Origin of the sequence: Peptacetobacter hiranonis (assembly GCF_008151785.1) — a bacterium.
Classification (GTDB): Bacteria; Bacillota; Clostridia; order Peptostreptococcales; family Peptostreptococcaceae; genus Peptacetobacter; species Peptacetobacter hiranonis.
In genome coordinates this window covers 355,756-372,893 of record NZ_CP036523.1, presented here as the reverse complement: position 1 = coordinate 372,893, position 17,138 = coordinate 355,756, and the positions used below count along the sequence as shown (strand labels likewise).

General features: G+C 31.2%; 17 protein-coding genes. 3 read left to right on the top strand and 14 right to left on the bottom strand.

From position 1 onward, the window contains the following. Positions 1–10: 10 nt before the first annotated feature. From KGNDJEFE_RS02100 to KGNDJEFE_RS02055, 10 genes are all read right to left on the bottom strand, one after another. Positions 11–877, bottom strand: a complete 867-nt coding sequence (locus KGNDJEFE_RS02100) for a type II restriction endonuclease (RefSeq protein ID WP_006439016.1) — start codon at positions 875–877, stop codon at positions 11–13. Then, on the bottom strand, positions 867–1,670 hold the full coding sequence (locus KGNDJEFE_RS02095; protein WP_006439015.1) for a DNA-methyltransferase: 804 nt from the start codon (positions 1,668–1,670) through the stop codon (positions 867–869). Before KGNDJEFE_RS02095 ends, KGNDJEFE_RS02100 begins: the two co-directional genes overlap by 11 nt. A gap of 4 nt (positions 1,671–1,674) precedes the next feature. Further along, on the bottom strand, positions 1,675–2,511 hold the full coding sequence (locus KGNDJEFE_RS02090; RefSeq protein ID WP_006439014.1) for a DNA adenine methylase: 837 nt from the start codon (positions 2,509–2,511) through the stop codon (positions 1,675–1,677). Positions 2,512–2,612: 101 nt separating this feature from the next. After that, positions 2,613–3,344 (bottom strand): TRM11 family SAM-dependent methyltransferase, encoded by a 732-nt coding sequence (locus tag KGNDJEFE_RS02085; protein ID WP_006439013.1) that lies wholly within the window; start codon positions 3,342–3,344, stop codon positions 2,613–2,615. A gap of 129 nt (positions 3,345–3,473) precedes the next feature. Next, positions 3,474–5,426: a carbohydrate-binding domain-containing protein gene (locus KGNDJEFE_RS02080; protein WP_006439012.1), complete on the bottom strand. Its 1,953-nt coding sequence runs from the start codon at positions 5,424–5,426 to the stop codon at positions 3,474–3,476. 22 nt (positions 5,427–5,448) lie between these two features. Continuing rightward, on the bottom strand, positions 5,449–6,138 hold the full coding sequence (locus KGNDJEFE_RS02075) for a DUF4956 domain-containing protein (RefSeq protein WP_006439011.1): 690 nt from the start codon (positions 6,136–6,138) through the stop codon (positions 5,449–5,451). Between the two features lie 111 nt (positions 6,139–6,249). Beyond that, positions 6,250–6,960, bottom strand: coding sequence for a polyphosphate polymerase domain-containing protein (locus tag KGNDJEFE_RS02070; RefSeq protein WP_006439010.1), 711 nt, complete (start codon positions 6,958–6,960; stop codon positions 6,250–6,252). Positions 6,961–7,142: 182 nt separating this feature from the next. Then, positions 7,143–8,381, bottom strand: coding sequence for a sensor histidine kinase (locus KGNDJEFE_RS02065; RefSeq protein ID WP_148881773.1), 1,239 nt, complete (start codon positions 8,379–8,381; stop codon positions 7,143–7,145). A gap of 17 nt (positions 8,382–8,398) precedes the next feature. Then, positions 8,399–9,085 carry a response regulator transcription factor gene (locus tag KGNDJEFE_RS02060; RefSeq protein WP_040410179.1) on the bottom strand — a complete coding sequence of 229 codons (687 nt, stop codon included), beginning with the start codon at positions 9,083–9,085 and terminating at the stop codon, positions 8,399–8,401. A 65-nt stretch (positions 9,086–9,150) separates the two neighbouring features. After that, positions 9,151–9,738 (bottom strand): sugar O-acetyltransferase, encoded by a 588-nt coding sequence (locus KGNDJEFE_RS02055; RefSeq protein WP_006439007.1) that lies wholly within the window; start codon positions 9,736–9,738, stop codon positions 9,151–9,153. Between the two features lie 195 nt (positions 9,739–9,933). Here KGNDJEFE_RS02055 and KGNDJEFE_RS02050 point away from each other — a divergent pair, with 195 nt between their 5' ends. Further along, positions 9,934–10,287, top strand: a complete 354-nt coding sequence (locus KGNDJEFE_RS02050) for a type II toxin-antitoxin system RelE/ParE family toxin (RefSeq protein WP_006439006.1) — start codon at positions 9,934–9,936, stop codon at positions 10,285–10,287. A gap of 2 nt (positions 10,288–10,289) precedes the next feature. Then, positions 10,290–10,565, top strand: a complete 276-nt coding sequence (locus tag KGNDJEFE_RS02045) for a helix-turn-helix domain-containing protein (RefSeq protein WP_148881772.1) — start codon at positions 10,290–10,292, stop codon at positions 10,563–10,565. Between the two features lie 47 nt (positions 10,566–10,612). Here KGNDJEFE_RS02045 and KGNDJEFE_RS02040 read toward each other — a convergent pair whose 3' ends face one another. Continuing rightward, positions 10,613–12,226 carry an alkaline phosphatase gene (locus KGNDJEFE_RS02040; RefSeq protein ID WP_006439004.1) on the bottom strand — a complete coding sequence of 538 codons (1,614 nt, stop codon included), beginning with the start codon at positions 12,224–12,226 and terminating at the stop codon, positions 10,613–10,615. Positions 12,227–12,278: 52 nt separating this feature from the next. Continuing rightward, the gene (locus KGNDJEFE_RS02035; protein WP_006439003.1) at positions 12,279–12,914 is read right to left on the bottom strand and encodes a 4Fe-4S binding protein; all 636 of its coding nucleotides are present in this window, start codon (positions 12,912–12,914) and stop codon (positions 12,279–12,281) included. A gap of 224 nt (positions 12,915–13,138) precedes the next feature. Here KGNDJEFE_RS02035 and KGNDJEFE_RS02030 point away from each other — a divergent pair, with 224 nt between their 5' ends. Then, complete coding sequence (locus KGNDJEFE_RS02030; protein ID WP_006439002.1) at positions 13,139–13,690, top strand: DNA topology modulation protein; 552 nt, start codon at positions 13,139–13,141, stop codon at positions 13,688–13,690. A 65-nt stretch (positions 13,691–13,755) separates the two neighbouring features. Here KGNDJEFE_RS02030 and rbsK read toward each other — a convergent pair whose 3' ends face one another. Beyond that, a complete protein-coding gene (rbsK, locus tag KGNDJEFE_RS02025) occupies positions 13,756–14,664 on the bottom strand; it encodes a ribokinase (protein WP_040410178.1) in 909 nt (302 codons plus the stop codon). Positions 14,665–14,808: 144 nt separating this feature from the next. Further along, positions 14,809–16,794 carry an NAD(P)/FAD-dependent oxidoreductase gene (locus tag KGNDJEFE_RS02020; RefSeq protein WP_006439000.1) on the bottom strand — a complete coding sequence of 662 codons (1,986 nt, stop codon included), beginning with the start codon at positions 16,792–16,794 and terminating at the stop codon, positions 14,809–14,811. Positions 16,795–17,138: the final 344 nt, after the last annotated feature.

Here is a 17,138-nt window from a genome sequence, read left to right as displayed (position 1 = left end):
TATTACCTTTCTAAGATTTAATTTCTTTTAATATTATATTATTTTCTAAATCATCAATATTATAAATATGTTCCATAATATCAAATGTTTCTCTAAGATTTTCTCTCGCTGATTGCCAGCCTAAACCATCTGTAAACCAAACAAATTTAAATCCTTCTATTTCTTCTGCTTCCTGAGCTATCATCTTATAACTTCTTGCTGTTTCATTTAACTTCGATCCCTGACTTGCATAGAAATTAGTTTCTATTGCATAAATTGTACTCTCTGTCTTTATCACAAAATCGAATCTTTTTACAACCTTGCCTTTATTAGATAATACTGATAAATCTAGATTCCACATTTTTTCCATTTCAGTTGTTTTTAACTCTTTAAAGTAGTTTACATCTTTTATAAACCCAGCTTTTTTTATATATCTTTCAACAAGATCTTCCATCTGGTGTCCGCCTCTATTTTTTCTACCATTAGAATCTAGACCTGTTTCTACACCATATACATAATCCACTAAGTTATTAACTATGTGATTTTGAAGCATATCAAATAAACCAGTTTTTTTCATAAATATCTTGTACTGTTCTACACTCTGATTTATATTTTTAAAATTGTAATCAAATGCTCCATCTTCATCTTGAGCATATAGTTCATCAGCTCTAACAGCTAATAATATTGGGATACATTTCAATGTTTCTGGATACTTACTTACAATTTTTTCAAAATCACTTTCTATATTTTTAGAACCTACTAAGGAATTAAGTATATTAAGCTCTATTTTTATATCACCAATATTTTTTTTAACTTTCTCAAAATCTACATAATAATCATAACTTGATATGCTTTTTCTAAACTTACTTCTCCATAAATCAAAATCTCTACCCTTCATAATCCTCTTTCTCCAATCTTTTTTTAGTTATATTTAGATATTCTATTTCATTATCTATACCGATAAATTTTCTTCCATATCTTTTTGCTATAACTCCTGTTGTTCCAGAGCCACAAAAAGGATCTAGTATTATCTGATTTTCTTCAGTAGAAGAAATTACTATTCTCTCTAATAAATATTCTGGCTTTTGTGTTGGATGCTTTCCTTCTGACTTTTCGCTTTTTTTAGTTAAGCTACCAGTCCAAACATCCTTCATTTGTTTCCCACCATTCATTTCTTTCATATCATTATAATTAAATAAATGCTTACTTTTTTTATCATTCTTCTTTGCCCATAAAACAGTTTCTGTAGAATGAGTAAAGCATCTACATGCTAGATTTGGTGGTGGATTAGTCTTTTGCCATGTTATATTATTTATTATTTTAAATCCTTCTTGTTCTAAAGCCATTCCTATTGAATATATATTATGCATTGTTCCTGAAATCCATATTGTTCCATTTGGTTTTAAAACTCTTTTACACATTTTTATCCATTTTCTATTAAATTTATGCTTCTCAGAAACACTATTTCCAAGATTTAAAGTATCCCAACTTCCTTTATTTACAGATACCATTTTTCCACCACTACAAGTAATCCCATTATTACTTAAAAAATATGGCGGATCTGCAAATATCATATCAATACTTTCTTTTTTTATTTTAGAAAGTATTGAAAAAGTATCCCCTAGTATAAGTTTACTTTTTTCATCCTCATAATATATTTCAACTGATTTAGATATTATTTTTTCTTCCATTTTTCTAGTAATTACAAATAATTACTTCCTCCCCTTTTCGATTTGATGCATCAGAATTTATCATTCTTTTTACACTAACAACATCTATTCTATATCCTTTATTTGAATACAACTCATTTATAAATTCCGTATTGTGATTAGTCAACATACAATAACATCCTCTTTCTGTTAATTCATCATATAATTGCGCTAATCTCTTATGACTTTCTACATCAAACCCTTCTTTTGTGTATGCTTCAAATGAAGTTGGATTTAATGGAGCATAAGGACTATCAAAGAATATAAAATCTCCTTTTTTAGCATCCTTACAAGCTTCTTCAAAATCACCTTCTAATATATTTACTGTTTTTAAAAATTTTGCAGTTTCTCTAACAGCTTCTTCCTCTATAGAAGTTCTTCTACTTTTATTGTAAGGTACATTAAAAAGACCTTTTTTATTTACTCTATATAAACCATTGAAACAATGTTTATTCATAAAAGTAAATAATGCAGCAAGTTCTAAATCGTATTCATTTTTTAGTAATTTATCATTGTATTTTTCTCTGATATCTAGATAGTATTCCTTACCATCTTCCCACATTTCTGAATCTAGTTTATTTACTAATTCTATAAATTCTTCAGTATTATCTTTAACTTGTCTATATACATTAATCAGTGATGTATTTATATCGTTTATTGTAGCTTTTTCTGGTTGTAACTCAAATAAAACAGCACCTCCACCTATAAATGGCTCGTAATAATCATTATATTCTTTAGGCATTCTCTCTTTTATCTGATTTAATAATTGTCTTTTTCCTCCTGCCCATTTTAAAAATGGAGCTACTTTCACATTATTGCTCATACTTTATCCTTTCTTTATTCTCAATCTATAGAACAATTATAGATTGAAAAAAAGAAAAAAACAAGTTAACACAACTTTTGACATATTATTCATGTTTATTATCATTTTCTAAATACAAATAAATATTCATGCTCTAGCAATAAGAAATTTCTTTCAAAACTTTTCTTAATCCAATAATCTGTACTTTTACAATTATACTGCTCCTTTATGATTATTTCCTTATTAATAAATCCTACATTTTTGAAAATATTCATAACTTCAAATCCTAATGGTATAACATTACCATTTTTTCTGATATCACCCATAAGAATTGCACAATATTTTCCCTTTTTTAAAACTCTATAACTCTCTTTTGCTACTTTCTCCATCTCTTTTAAAAAACTTTTATAATCTAATAAAGAAATATCTTCAACAATATCTTTACTGTATTTTATTGCATCTGCGTAAGGTGGATGTGTACAAATAAAATCAATTTTTTCATCTGGTATAAAATTTAAATTTCTAGCATCCCCTCTTCTCAAATATACTTTGCTTGAATTCTTGTATTCAAAATTTGTACTAGACCTACATAGAGCTAATGCTTGAATATTTACATCTACACCTATAATATTTCTACCTAACAATTTTGCTTCTATAAGAGTTGTTCCTCCACCAGCAAATTGGTCTAATATCATATCTCCTTTTTTTGAATATCTTAAAATTAAATTTCTTGGAACATAGGGTGAAAAGTTTCCCCTATATTTTGGAGTATGTGTAGCCCAACTACCTCTTTCAGGAAATATCCATACAGTTCCTGTTTCAAGTTTAAAATTACTTGGTTCCCAATTTATCATAGTTCTCCTCCTTCCTTCTATTTAATATTTTTGACAGTTTTTTTATTATTAATAACCTCCACACAAAAAAAGAAAACAGAGCCTATCTCTAGACTCTGTTTTCCCAGTTTAGTATGTTTGATTGAGGATTTATTTCATCGTTCTAGACTTTGTTCCCTCAGAATACACAAGAGAACTCATCTGAACTGCACTGTCTTCATCTCCAATACTCATAGTATAACTACCATCCTTTTCAATTCCCTTGCAACTAACAAGCACAGAATTGAAAGACTTCTTAGAAGTATACGAAACTAGCTCCTCACCACTACTATCTTTCAAGCTAATCTTCGTACCTTTTTCCTGAGTATCATCTTTATTTATCATAATCGCACCCTGTGTAGAATCGTCACCAAAGTTCTGACTCATCTCTGACATTCCAACAGCTACAAATGTACCACCTGTTATCTTTGCATCTCCAGAATAATCTAGGGCTGAATTTCCGCCATTTTCAGATCCTGAAACATAAGTTGTACCACCTGTCACAGTTAAATCCCCATTGGCATCTATCCCATCTCCAGCAGCATTTATATCTATATTTCCACTAGAGATAGTTATACTTCCATTAGTTGCTTCATTCATTCCACCTTTATTTTCAAAAGGCTCTACTGTTCCACTGTCGTCATTTCCACCAGCTGCATTAATACCATCATCGTCAGCTACAACAGTTATTTTTCCGCCTTTTAACTCTATATCTAAACCTTCTATCCCTTCATAACTCTTCGTTATATTTATATTTCCGTTAGTTATTTTTGTTGTTTCCTCTGCATGAACAGCATCATCTCCTGATTTTATACTATATGCTCCATTAGTTATTGTGACATCCTTATTTGAGTGAATTGAATCATCACAAGAATCTATATTGTATGTACCTCCGTTTAAAACAAGATTTGTTTCTGCTTTTAATCCCTTCATGCTGTTTGTACTTTCTTCAGTACTTGAGTTTTCCGTTGTGTTAGTATTCTCACTTTTGTTGCTAGTATTTTCGTTTGAAGTATTTCCACTTTCACTTGTGCTATTCTGCTGAGAAGATTCTCCTTCTGGTTTAGTTGGTGGTTCTCCATTTTCATTGCCTGATGGAGGATTGCCTATTGGTTTTTCCCCATCTCTACTTGGCATTTTAGGACGTTCTCCAGATGGTTTTTCTCCTTCAGGAGCACCTCCACGTTTTGATGCTGCTTTTGCACTTCCTCCGCCTGTTGTTACATCAAATGTTCCTCCATCTGACTGTATTGCACTACTTGCATCTAGTGCATCGTATCCAGCAGTTATATTAAATTCTCCATCTGCTACATATATATATCCCAGTTTTGTATCATCTGTATTTTCTGAGTGAAGTCCGTCTTTTCCAGATGTTATACTAAATTTTCCATCTGCAATTCTTATACTATCGTTAGCTGATAGTCCATGTGATGCTGCATTTATGTTGTATGTTCCACTAGTTACCACTAAATCATCCTTTGATACTATTCCATGACCTGATTCACTTTTTACAGTTAATATTCCTGTTCCATTAAGTGTTAAATCGTCCTTTGAAAATATTGCTGCATCAACATTATCTTCACTAGTTTCATATTCCCCTGTAGATGTAAGTGTATTTGTAGTTTCATTAGCCAATGTTAGAAATACTTTATCCGCCTGTTTTACATATATAGGAGCTGAACCTTTACAAGATATATTTGCTCCATTTAATACTATCTGTAGTTTATCTGTTTTTTCTGAATCAACTATTATTTTTCCATTTTCTAAATCTCCACTTACAATATACGTTCCTTCATTTTTTATCGTAACTGTTGTCCCATCTATTGAAACATCATCTGAGTCAAAAGTTGCCGTAGTTTTGTTTAATTCTATTTTTGACGAATTTTCTTCGTCGTATCCTACTTCTTTATCGCTGTCGGTAAACATCTCAGATACATTTATTTCACTTGCAGTTGCTACTGCTGTTTTTGTTTTCTCTTCAGAATCTTCTGCGCTATTAGTGCATCCAGAAAGAGAAACTACTATCGCAACTGCTGTTAATAGCGACATTAGTTTCTTATTCATAGTCATCCCCCCTTTAATATGCCTACAGTTCCCCTATTGTAGTCACCTGTTTTGACATACATATTTCTAAATTACCATTTCTGCATCTTAATTTATCTATTAATTCTTTTTCAGACATCCCCTTTTTCATGCTTATATCGTATGTCAATCTAAACAAGCTTCCCATGTTAGTTGTCTTTACCCGTACCAATTCATATTCATCTGTATATTCTTTAAATATCCCACCAAAAACTCCTGGGTAGTCTAAATCCTCTGGTATTGTTATTGTAATAGTCTTGTACTTTTCGTTTTTTGTGTTTCCAAAGTTAATAGATGAGTATATCATTTCCACTGCTCCTATTATTATCGCAAATAGGAAGGCAAAACCAATATATCCCATTCCTGTTATTAGACCAGCACCCATTGCGATAAATATAGCACCAATTTCCTTTGCTGTTCCAGGAACTGATCTAAATCTTACCAAACTAAACGCCCCTGCTACTGCTACCCCTGCTCCTACATTTCCGTTTACCATCATAATTATCACACATACCACTGTTGGTAGTATTGCTAATGTGGCTGCAAAGCTTTTAGTATATTTTGTTTTGTACATATAAGCCAAAGTTAGTATAATCCCTATTACTATCGATGCACCTATGCAAATTAAAAATTTTGATACAGCTAGAGTTTCCGTTACCCCACTGCTAAATATCCCTATAAATAATGCGTTCATATATCTTCCCCTTTTTATTTCCTTTTTTTAGTTTTTTATCGTTCAAATTTATTTTACAATCTTTATATCCCTAGTTTTTATAGTCATTTTTTAGTTACATAATCCCAATTTTTAGGCTGCCTTCTTTTCTCCAAATATTCTTCTATATGCAAATCCGTATTTTGAAAAAGTAGCCTTGTATATTTTTTCTTCTGTTAGAAAGTCTGTCATCCAAACTGGAATTCCTCCAATTGTCTTTACTTCCATCAATGTATATCCTTCCTCTAATAGTGCATCTCCGTATATTTCACTACATAGAGATAAGTCTTCCTTTCTCCAAAGTATATTCTCATCAAATGTTACTCTAAAATCTCTATTTCCAACTTCATAGAATGCTTCTCTATCATATGTTATCAGTGCCGATGGTCTAATATCTTGGTAGTAGTCTAAAAAGTAGTCTATCTCATTTTTTATCTGAGATTTTTCAATATCTTTGTCGTTTCTACAACAGATATAGTTCATAGCCTCTTGTTCTGTCATATTTATTCTTCTTTTGTACACAACTTTTTTATATTTTTTCTTTAACTCTACAAATATTTCATCGTCGTGTTCTACCTTTTTGTAGCTCCTTATTCTTAGTTTTTCTCTGTATACTGGTTTTTCAATAGATGCTCTTATAATTCTATATGTTGGAGTATCGAAGTATAGACTTCGTATGGTACTTCTTCCATAAGAATCTTCCTCCATATAATTTAACATCAGTTTTTTTAGTCTTTCCTTTTGTTCTCTATTTAAGATAAATTTCATCTCATATCTTTTAAATATATGCTGATATTCACTCATCTATTTTCCTCCTTTCTTTTATTTTATGGGTATAGTATATTCAGCGAACCTTAAACAAACTTAAAAGTTTTTAAATTTATTTTATTTTTTATACTACCTCATCAAAATGCCTTGTTTTCAACGTTTTTAAAAATAAAAAAATAGCGAATCTATCTAGATCCACTATTTTTTCTCTCTTAAACTTAAATTGTTATATTTATTTTTAAGGATTTTCCATCCTCTGTCTCAGCGTTTATTTTTCCTTTATGGGCAGAAACTATTGCACTAGCTATTGAAAGCCCTATTCCATATCCACCAGTTTCTGAATTTTTTGAAAAATCTGCCCTATAAAATCTTTCAAACATTCTCTCTGTGTCCTCTTTTGTTATACTTTCAACTGTGTTATATACAGATAGATTGATTTTTCTTCCTGATTTTCTTAGTTTTACAATTATAGTTCCATTTTCGTCTGTATATTTTATCGCATTATCTAATAAAATTGATGTAAGCTGTCTAATAGCTTTTTCATCACCATTATAACTAAGATTTTTTTCAATTTCTGAAGTTAATTCTTTTCCTTTTATCTCTGCCATTCCCTTAAATACATCGCACTCTTCTTCTACAACATCAGATATAGGGAAATCATTCATCTCAAACCGACTTTCCTCCTCCATTCTAGAAAGAGAAATCAAGTCTGCTGTAAGAGAAGAAAGTCTTTTTACCTGATTTTTTATACTTTCTGTCCACTCACTTGCTCCATTTATCATCTCAATTACTTCTGTGTTTGCATCTATTATTGTAAGTGGTGTTTTTATTTCATGCCCTGCATTAGTTATGAATTGTTTCTGCTTTGTATAACTTTCCTCTACTGGTTTTAAGATAACCTTTGATGCAACTACAATTAGTGCAGATACAGCCAATAACCCTATTGCAGATACAATTACACTTATTACTATAAATGATTTAAATCCATCTAGTTCCCTTGTACAATCTAAAAATGTTATTATAGTAGCTCCATCCTTTTCAGATTTTAAGAATCTATAATTTCCTTCAAATCCACTACTTTTATTTCCATTGTATATTTCCTTAGCATACTGTACTGCACTTTCTGTATCTATAGCAGCTATTTTCCCCGTATCAGACCTTTCAACAATACCATTTGCTCCTATTACGACAGAGAAATATCTCGTTTCGTATGGAGTTTCTGGCGAGAATTTTATCATATCCCTTTTGCCAAAATCATCTTTTTTTCCCATTTCAAATTTTGGTTTTCCAAAAGGCATTTTCCCATCATTTTCGGCAATTAGACTCAACATTCTATCCGCATCATTTTCTATTCTATGATAGTTCATAACATGTATTCCAGATATTATTACAGACAAAACTATAAATGTCGACAACACAGAAACTGCTATAAATTTTTTCCTTAGTTTTCCAATCATTTTATATTCTCTCCGTCCTATTTACTATCATTTTCAACTAATTCAAGGGAATATCCAAGATTTCTATTTGCTTTTATTATAATATTTGCATTTAGTGAAATTAGTTTTTTTCTTAGGTATGATATATACACCCAAACAACATTATTTTCCATATCGCTGTCGTATCCCCATACTTTTTCTATAAGTTGCTCAGTAGATACTATGTGTTTAGGATTTCTCATGAAAATCTCCATCATCTGATATTCTTTATTTGTTAGCCTAAATTTTCCATTTGGGGAATACATTTCAAATGTTGTTGTATCCAAAGATACGTTACCAACAGTTATTATTGAAGTATTACTTACAGATTTTTCTCTAGTTAAAACTCTAAGTCTAGCAAGTAATTCCTTAGCTGAAAATGGTTTTGTTAGATAGTCATTTGCACCACTATCCAATCCCAGTACCTTGTCATCCACTTCAGATTTTGCAGTAAGCATTATTATAGGTACATCAATTCCTTTTTCTCTTACAGTTTTTAAAGCAGTTATTCCGTCCACTTTTGGCATCATTATATCCAAAATAACTGCATCATATTCACTGTTTTCCATGTAGTAGATTGCATCTTCTCCGTCATAAACCGCATCTACAGAATATCTATTACTTTCCAAAATAGCTTTTAATGCTTTTGATAATTCTTTTTCGTCCTCTGCTAATAATAATTTCATTTTTTTCACCGTCCGTAAGTTTCAAGTTTTTTCTTATATTATACTCTCGAAACTTAAAATATAACTTAAAATTTTAATGGCTCAATTTTATCTTCTTCCGTAATCTCTCTAAGCACCCTGCAAGGATTTCCAACAGCAATCACTCCACTTGGAATATCTTTAGTCACCACGCTGCCCGCACCTATAATAGTCCCATTACCTATAGTAACTCCACCACAAACTGTAGAATTTGCTCCAATCCAAACATCATCGCCAATCGTTATCGGTGCAGATGTACCAATACCATATGCTCTTTGTTCAGCATCTATTGCATGACCTGCACAAGCTAAACAAACCCCTGGCGCAATAAACGCATTCTTTCCAATATTTACAGGAGATGTATCTAAAATCACGCAATTGTAGTTGATTATTGTAAGTCCATGTGTATGTATATTAAACCCGTAGTCACATCTAAAAGATGGCTCAATAAATGTAAGTGGATGACAAGTTCCAAAAAGATTTTGAAGAATCTCAGCTCTCTTTTCTGGCTCATCAGGTCTGCTCTGATTGTATTCCCAACAAAGATTCTTTGCTTTTATCTGTAATTCATTTGGCATATCTCTATGATCTGAGCAGTACTTTTGTTGTGTTTTCATTATCTCTAACATATCCATTTTTTTCACCTCTTAACTTTATTTACTAAAATTATAGCACACTAAAATTTCTCATATAATATATTAATTTTTTAATAAAAATAAATTTATTGTCAATAATTATATTTAGAAGATAAAAATAAACTAATTTGACAATATGTTATATATAACATATAATTTCATATATGGTATATATAACATATCACAGGAGGAAAAATGGATATTTTTGAAGTAGAATTTTTTGAAAAAGACGATGGAAGTTTTCCAGTAGAAGAATTTATTCTAAGTCAAGATATTAAAATGAGAGCTAAAATTTTTAGAAATCTTGAATTATTAGCATCTCATGGAGATATGTTAAGAGAGCCATATTCAAAATCTTTAGGGAATGGAATTTTTGAAATTAGAACTAGAGTTAAATCAGATATAACAAGAATCTTATATTTCTTTGTCTTGGGCAAAAGAATAATTTTAACTAATGGATTTGTCAAAAAAACACAAAAAACTCCTCAAAAAGAAATTAATCTTGCCTTAAGTAGAAGAAATGAATATTTTAATCGTGAGGTGAATTAATAATGTCTAAAAATTTTAGAGAAACATTAAATAAAGAATTAAAAAATCCGGAATTCAAAAAGGAATGGGATTCTCTTGAACCCGAATATCAGATTGTAAGAGCTATCTTAGAATCTAGAAAAGAAACTGGAATAACCCAAAAACAACTAGCAGAAATAACTGGAATTAATCAAGCTGATATAAGCAGATATGAAAATGGAAGTGGAAATCCTTCTTTAAAAACATTAAAAAGACTTGCTGAAGGAATGGGAAAAACTTTAGAAATAAGATTCTTATAAAAAAATGGGCTACTGTATTAATATTTTCTAATACAATAGCCCTATTTTTAATATATAACCTCTATTAACTTTTCATACAACTCAGTATTATCATACATACCATCAAATTCACTCGCTCCCACTCCTTCTGCAAATACAGCCATTGGAGCTGCAGTATGTGAAAACGACGTAAACCCTACTCCACTCTTTTGAGCAAGTATTCTCGCAGCTTCCACAGTTATAGGTTCATGACTTCCATACAACGTACTTTCTTCCTTTGTTCTATTCTTTGAGCTTTTTTTAATAGTTAACTCATATGCATTTTTTAACCTTTCATATTCAGATTTACTAAGTTCCAAGCTATTTTCGTCTGAATGTTTGTGATCATCATCAGAATCCTCTTTTGCTTTTTCTTCCTTAAATACTAAAGGTTTCTTAAGTCCAAATACATACTTTATATCTTTTAGTACTTCTTTAAAATCAGTTTTTTCCTTTTTATATTTAGAAACATACTCCTCATTGAATCTATCACACGAAATCTTCTGTAATCCTAGATTTTCAAGGTGTGTGTCGTATTCTGAGTTTGAATTTCCTATTGCTAATCCACCTGTTTCATGGTCACCAGTTACAATTATTAAAGTTTCATCTTTGTGATTATTATAGAATTTAAGCGCTTCATCAACTGCATTGTCTAAGTCAATAGTTTCATGAAGTGCTGATGCTGCATCATTTTTATGACAAGCCCAGTCTATTTTTCCGCCTTCAATCATCATGAAAAATCCTTTATCTTTTTTATCTTTATCAGATAAAAGATCTATTCCTTTTTTCACATAATCTGAAAGAGAATATAACTCCTCTTCTCCATTTTCCTGTTCATATCTTTTGTCTATACTGTACTTCATGGCATCTGTTTTTTCTCTATCATCAGATATTACCAAGTACTTTTCATCATTTGAAGAATTTTCTTTTTTAGAATTATTTCCCAACTTTTCAAACTCTTCCTCACTATCAGCCACAGTATATCCTTTTTCCTCGGCTATTTTTTCAAGACTCTTCTTATCTCCATTTTCTCCTTTTTTATCCTTAAAATCTCCACCTGCAAAATAGTCAAATTCTGTATTTAACATTTCTTTGCCTATTTCATAGTATCCTTTTCTAGATTCCCGATGGGCAGAAAATCCAGCCGGTGTAGCGTGATTTATATTCACAGTTGTAGCAATTCCAATCTTATATCCATCTTTTTTTAATTTCTGTGTAATTGTTTCGTATTTTTCTTTTCCATCTTCACTTACATTTATATTTCCACTTTTAGTTTTTTCTCCAGTAGCCATAGCAGTTGCTGTAGATGCTGAATCTGGAATTAGCGATGTCTTATCTTGATTTTGTATAGTTCCATTTGTGCTCAGTTTCAATATATCTAGTCCATTATTTCCCGTTTTCTTCAGGTAATAATCTGCTAGTTGCAGCTGAGAATAGCTCATTCCATCACCTATAAATAAGAATATATACTTTGGCTTTTTACCACTGTATTTTTCTTTAGATGTCGTTATTTCAACTGTTTCACTTTTTAACTCAGTGTTATTTATATCATTGTTTTTAGTTTTAATATTATATCCAAACGAAAAACTTGCTATTAGAGAAATAACAACCGCAAATACTACTATTATTTTTTTATTTTTCATAATCCACTCCAAAATATTATTTTGTAGCTATTTTTTATCATTTATAATCTTTCTAAATCCGCTTTAATATTGCTTCAACTGGACAGACTTCTACACAGTTTCCACAGCTTAAGCAGTTTAAGTGATTAATTTTAACCTGATTCCAGTTCTTCTGATCTTCAACTATGCAATTTTGAGGACAAACTTCTATACATCTTCCACAGTTTATACACTTATCTGTTACAAAATATCCTTTTTTCTCCTTAGATTCTCCACCAAAAGAAAACTCGTGTCTTTTTATTGGTCTTGTTCTTAAATCAAAGCACTCACCTACACCTTTTTCTACCTTAAAAACTGTAAGATTCATTTTTGATTTTTCTGTTGGGTATATTTTTTTCATATACTCATTTTTAGAAAATAGGTATCCGATTTTTTCTGGCCCTAATTCTTTTACATTTCCCCTTATATTTATTGAAACTCTTCCTAATGTAGAGTTCCCCTTCATAGCACTTAGAGCTACATTGTTATTTTCCTTAAGTCTTTTATAAAATCCTTTCCCCCTAGATGTTAGGAAGTATAATCCACTTTCATCGTAATCCATTATATCTATTGCACATGTAATTGGCCTATTTTTTTCGTCTACTGTCGCCATTATTATCGAATGTATTTCTTCTACTATATATTTAAAAATTTCTTCTGCTTCTTTCATATTTATCCCCACCTTTTGTTTTATTCTGATAAATATATTATATAATATATGACAAAAAAATCTCCTCTTTGATGTATATTTTTTAATATTTCTTAAGAAAGTTCTAAATATATTTTATCTATTCAAATTTTATTTATTTAGAGATATAATTAAAACATAAAAAATACTTTAAAAACATATTTTTTTAAAGTATAGTCTACACCGTTTAGATAGGAGATATTTTTATGAAATCAAATAATTTTTCTAAAATAATGGTAATTGGTTTTAGTGGTTCTGGAAAATCTACAATTTCAAAGATGATTTCTGATATTTTAAATATTCCCGTTCTATATTTGGATAAGGTTCATTGGCTACCAAATTGGATTGAAAACGATGCAAAAACTGAGTGTAAGATTGTATCCAGTTTTTTAAAAGATAATGATAGTTGGGTAATCGACGGAAATTATTCTCATATGTCGTACAACGAAAGATTAGAATCCGCTGATTTGATTATTTTTATGAATTTTAATAGGTTTAATTGTTTATTTAGGGCCTTTAAAAGACTTTTTGAAAATAGAGGAAAAACTAGGGAGTCTATGGCAGATAATTGTATAGAAAAGGTCGATTTCGAATTTATAAAATGGATTTTATGGGACTCTAGGAAGAAATCCCAAACTGATAATTATAAATACGCTTTTGAAAAGTATGGAGATAAAGTAATCATTATAAAAAATCAGAGAGAGTACGATAATTTTATAGATAATTTTAAAAGTAAGTATCAAGTTTTTAAAGTCTAAAAAAGAGCTAGTCTACGTTGATTAGCTCTTTCTTCATATATTCTTATATATTCTTTTATTAATTTTTATATGTTTTTTAGTTCATCTCTTGAAGGAATTGATGTCTGTGCACCCTTTTTTGAAACAGCTATTGCAGCTGCACTCTGCCCAAAATCTATAGCTTCTTCTATGCTTTTTCCTTCATTTAATGCAATTACAAGACCAGCAGTAAATGTATCTCCTGCTGCTGTTGTATCTACAACTTTTGTCTTTTTACAATCAAAGCTTTTTAAATTTTTTCCGTCATGCATTATTGCTCCATCTCCACCAAGAGTAGATATAACATAATCTACGCCTGTTTTATGAAGTTCTGTTACAGCTTCTTTGTATTCTTTAATATTGTTTAATTCTTTTCCAGTTAATGTAGCTAATTCTAACTCATTTGGCTTAATTATATAGCAACCTTTCCAAAGATTTACGTCTGGATTTTTTATCGCTGGTGCTGGATCTATTATCACTTTCTTTCCTTTTGATACAGCTATATTTTTTACGTATTTTACGGTATCTACTGGTACTTCAAGCTGCATAACAATATACTCTGAATCGTCAATTAACTCCATATTTCTATCAATCATATCCCTATCTACAACCGCATTTGCACCAGAGATTACAGTTATACAGTTTTGACCATTAGCATCTACATATATGTACGCCTGACCTGTGACATTTTCCTTTATACTTTCTATTCCTCTTGTGTCTACATTTACACTTTTTAGATTGTTTAATAGAATCTGTCCTGCATCATCATCTCCAACTGCCCCAATCATAGCCACATCTCCACCAAGCTTTCCTATTGCATATGCTTGGTTTGCACCTTTTCCACCAGGTACTTTTTTAAGGCTTTTTCCAAAAATTGTTTCTCCAGCTTTTGGCATATTTTCTACTTCTATTACATAATCTAGGTTAAGACTTCCAACTACTAAAATTTTGCTCATCTGTATCACCCTTTTCTTATATTTTTTAGAGTATTCTTTTTTATTATTATAATATATAATCTCTAAAAATATCGATTTTAGACAATAAAAAAGAGATATCTCATCTGAGATATCCCTTTATTTTAGGCTATATTATTTTGTATCTTATAAGCTGTATGCTGCTTCGAAAGCTTCCCACATTGCAAAGCTTGCCTGTCTAGCTCTCTTAGCATCCCCAACAACGTGTACTTCTGGAACGAATTCTTTTATCTGTTCAGATATTGGATCGTAGTTTCTAGAACCAAGTCCGAATAGTATGTAGTCGAATCCTTTTAACCATTCTTCTGCACCGTCAGCTCTCTGAACTTTAACGTCGTGGTCAGTTACTTCTAATATTTTAGTATTTACATTTATATGAACACCTTTGTTTTTAAGTTTTCTTATTAATGGAGTTCTATTTGGAGCACATACTCCTGTTAATAACTGTGGTAACATTTCTACTAATGTAACATCTACATCACCGATACTAGCATCAAATCCTCTAGTGAATGCGTTTGGTCTAGCGTTTTCTAATACTGTTTCTGCAGTTTCACAAGCAACAGCTCCTCCACCTAGTACACAAACTTTTCCTTTTGGTATAACGAATTTTCCTCTTAAGAAGTCATGAGCTGTAAGAACTGGGTAGTCCTGAGTTCCTTTTATTGGTGGAACTAATGGTCTAGCACCTGTTGCAACTATAACTGCTTCTGGAGCAAATTCTTTTATGTTTTCTACTGTAGCTTCTTTTCCTAATACCATTTTAACTCCAGCTTTTTTAGCTCTGTAGTTTAAGTGAGATAACCATTTAGTCATTTCCTGTTTACCTGGAGCTACTACTGCTAAGTTTATCTGTCCACCTATCTGAGTGTCAGCTTCCCAAAGTGTTACATCATGTCCTCTTTCAGCTGCTGTAACTGCTGCCATCATACCACCAGGTCCAGCACCTACAACTAGAACTTTTTTAGATTTTTCAGCTGGAACTTCTGGATAATCATATTCGAATCCAACTCTTGGGTTTATATGGCAACGACACTGAGGTCTATCTGCAGTACGGCTTATACAGCTTCCTCCACAGCTTGCACATGGAGTTATTTCATCAAATAAGTTTTCTTTTGCTTTATTACATAAGTCTGGATCTGCTAATAATGGTCTACCTATTGATACCCCATCAACTAGTCCTCTTTCAACTATTTCAGCAGCGTATCTTATGTCATTTATTTTACCAACAGCGTAAACTGGAACATCTACAACTTTTTTGATTTCAGATGCTTCGTGTACGTTTACACCTATGCTTTTGTTCTGACTTGGTATTATGTGTTCTAATCCTTCGTACTGAGTACCTCCAGAAACTTCAAACATATTTACACCAGCTTCAACAAATTTTGGAGCTAAGTATAACATATCTTCTAAAGAGTTTCCTCCTATCATTCTTTCATCCCCAGATATTCTAAGCATTATTGGGAAATCAGGACTTACATTTCTACGAACTTCTTCTATCATTTCTATTACGAATCTTGCTCTGTTATCTAGACATCCGCCGTATTCATCCATTCTTTTGTTTCTTAATGGAGATAAGAATGAACCTGGTAGCATGTAAGCATGTGCACAGTGTAATCCTATACCACCGCATCCTGCTTCTTCAACTCTTCTAGCAGCCTGTCCAAACTGTTTTATTATTTCATGTATTTCATCTACACTTATAGCACGGCTCACGTGGCAGTTAGCATTTGTATTAACTGATGGTCCAAGTGGTGCTATGTGTCTGTATCCACATATTGATTCTGGTCCTGGATGTATAACCTGAGGTATTAATGTGCTTCCTGCTTCTCTAACTCTTGTTGCAAATTCTCTGAACTGAGGAACTAAATCATCAGAATCTAAAGCAGTTGTATTACCCATATATTTATATTTACTATCTATTGTTACCGCGTCTATTGTTACATATCCTGTTCCACCTTCAGCTCTACGAACAAATATATCTGCTAATCTTTTTGGAACTGTTCCGTCAGCAGCTTCGTAGTCCATACTCATTGGTGCCATACCAACTCTGTTGTTTAATGTTAATGATCCTATTGTTAAAGGTGAGAATAGTTTAGAATTTTTCATATCCATGATGTTGTTTTTTCCTTTCGCTTTTATTTTATTTTTATTTTTTTATTTTATTTTATTTTTTATATTATGCAAACTTTTTCCTTAGTTTTGGTCAAAGCCCTTTGTCTATATTTATGATAACAAATATTCTTTTCTACCATTGGACAAAAAGTTGTCGAATACTCGCTAATTTCTTGCACTTTTTGCCTAATAATATATCACTTTTTGAATATCTATTATTATCTACTTTGTGAATATTTCTTTGGTTGACGAGTTTAATTATCATTTATATAAATTTGATAGTATTTTGTCATTTTTACACTAAAAAAGGGGCTCAAGGCCCCTCTTTTAATTGAGTGTTTTTT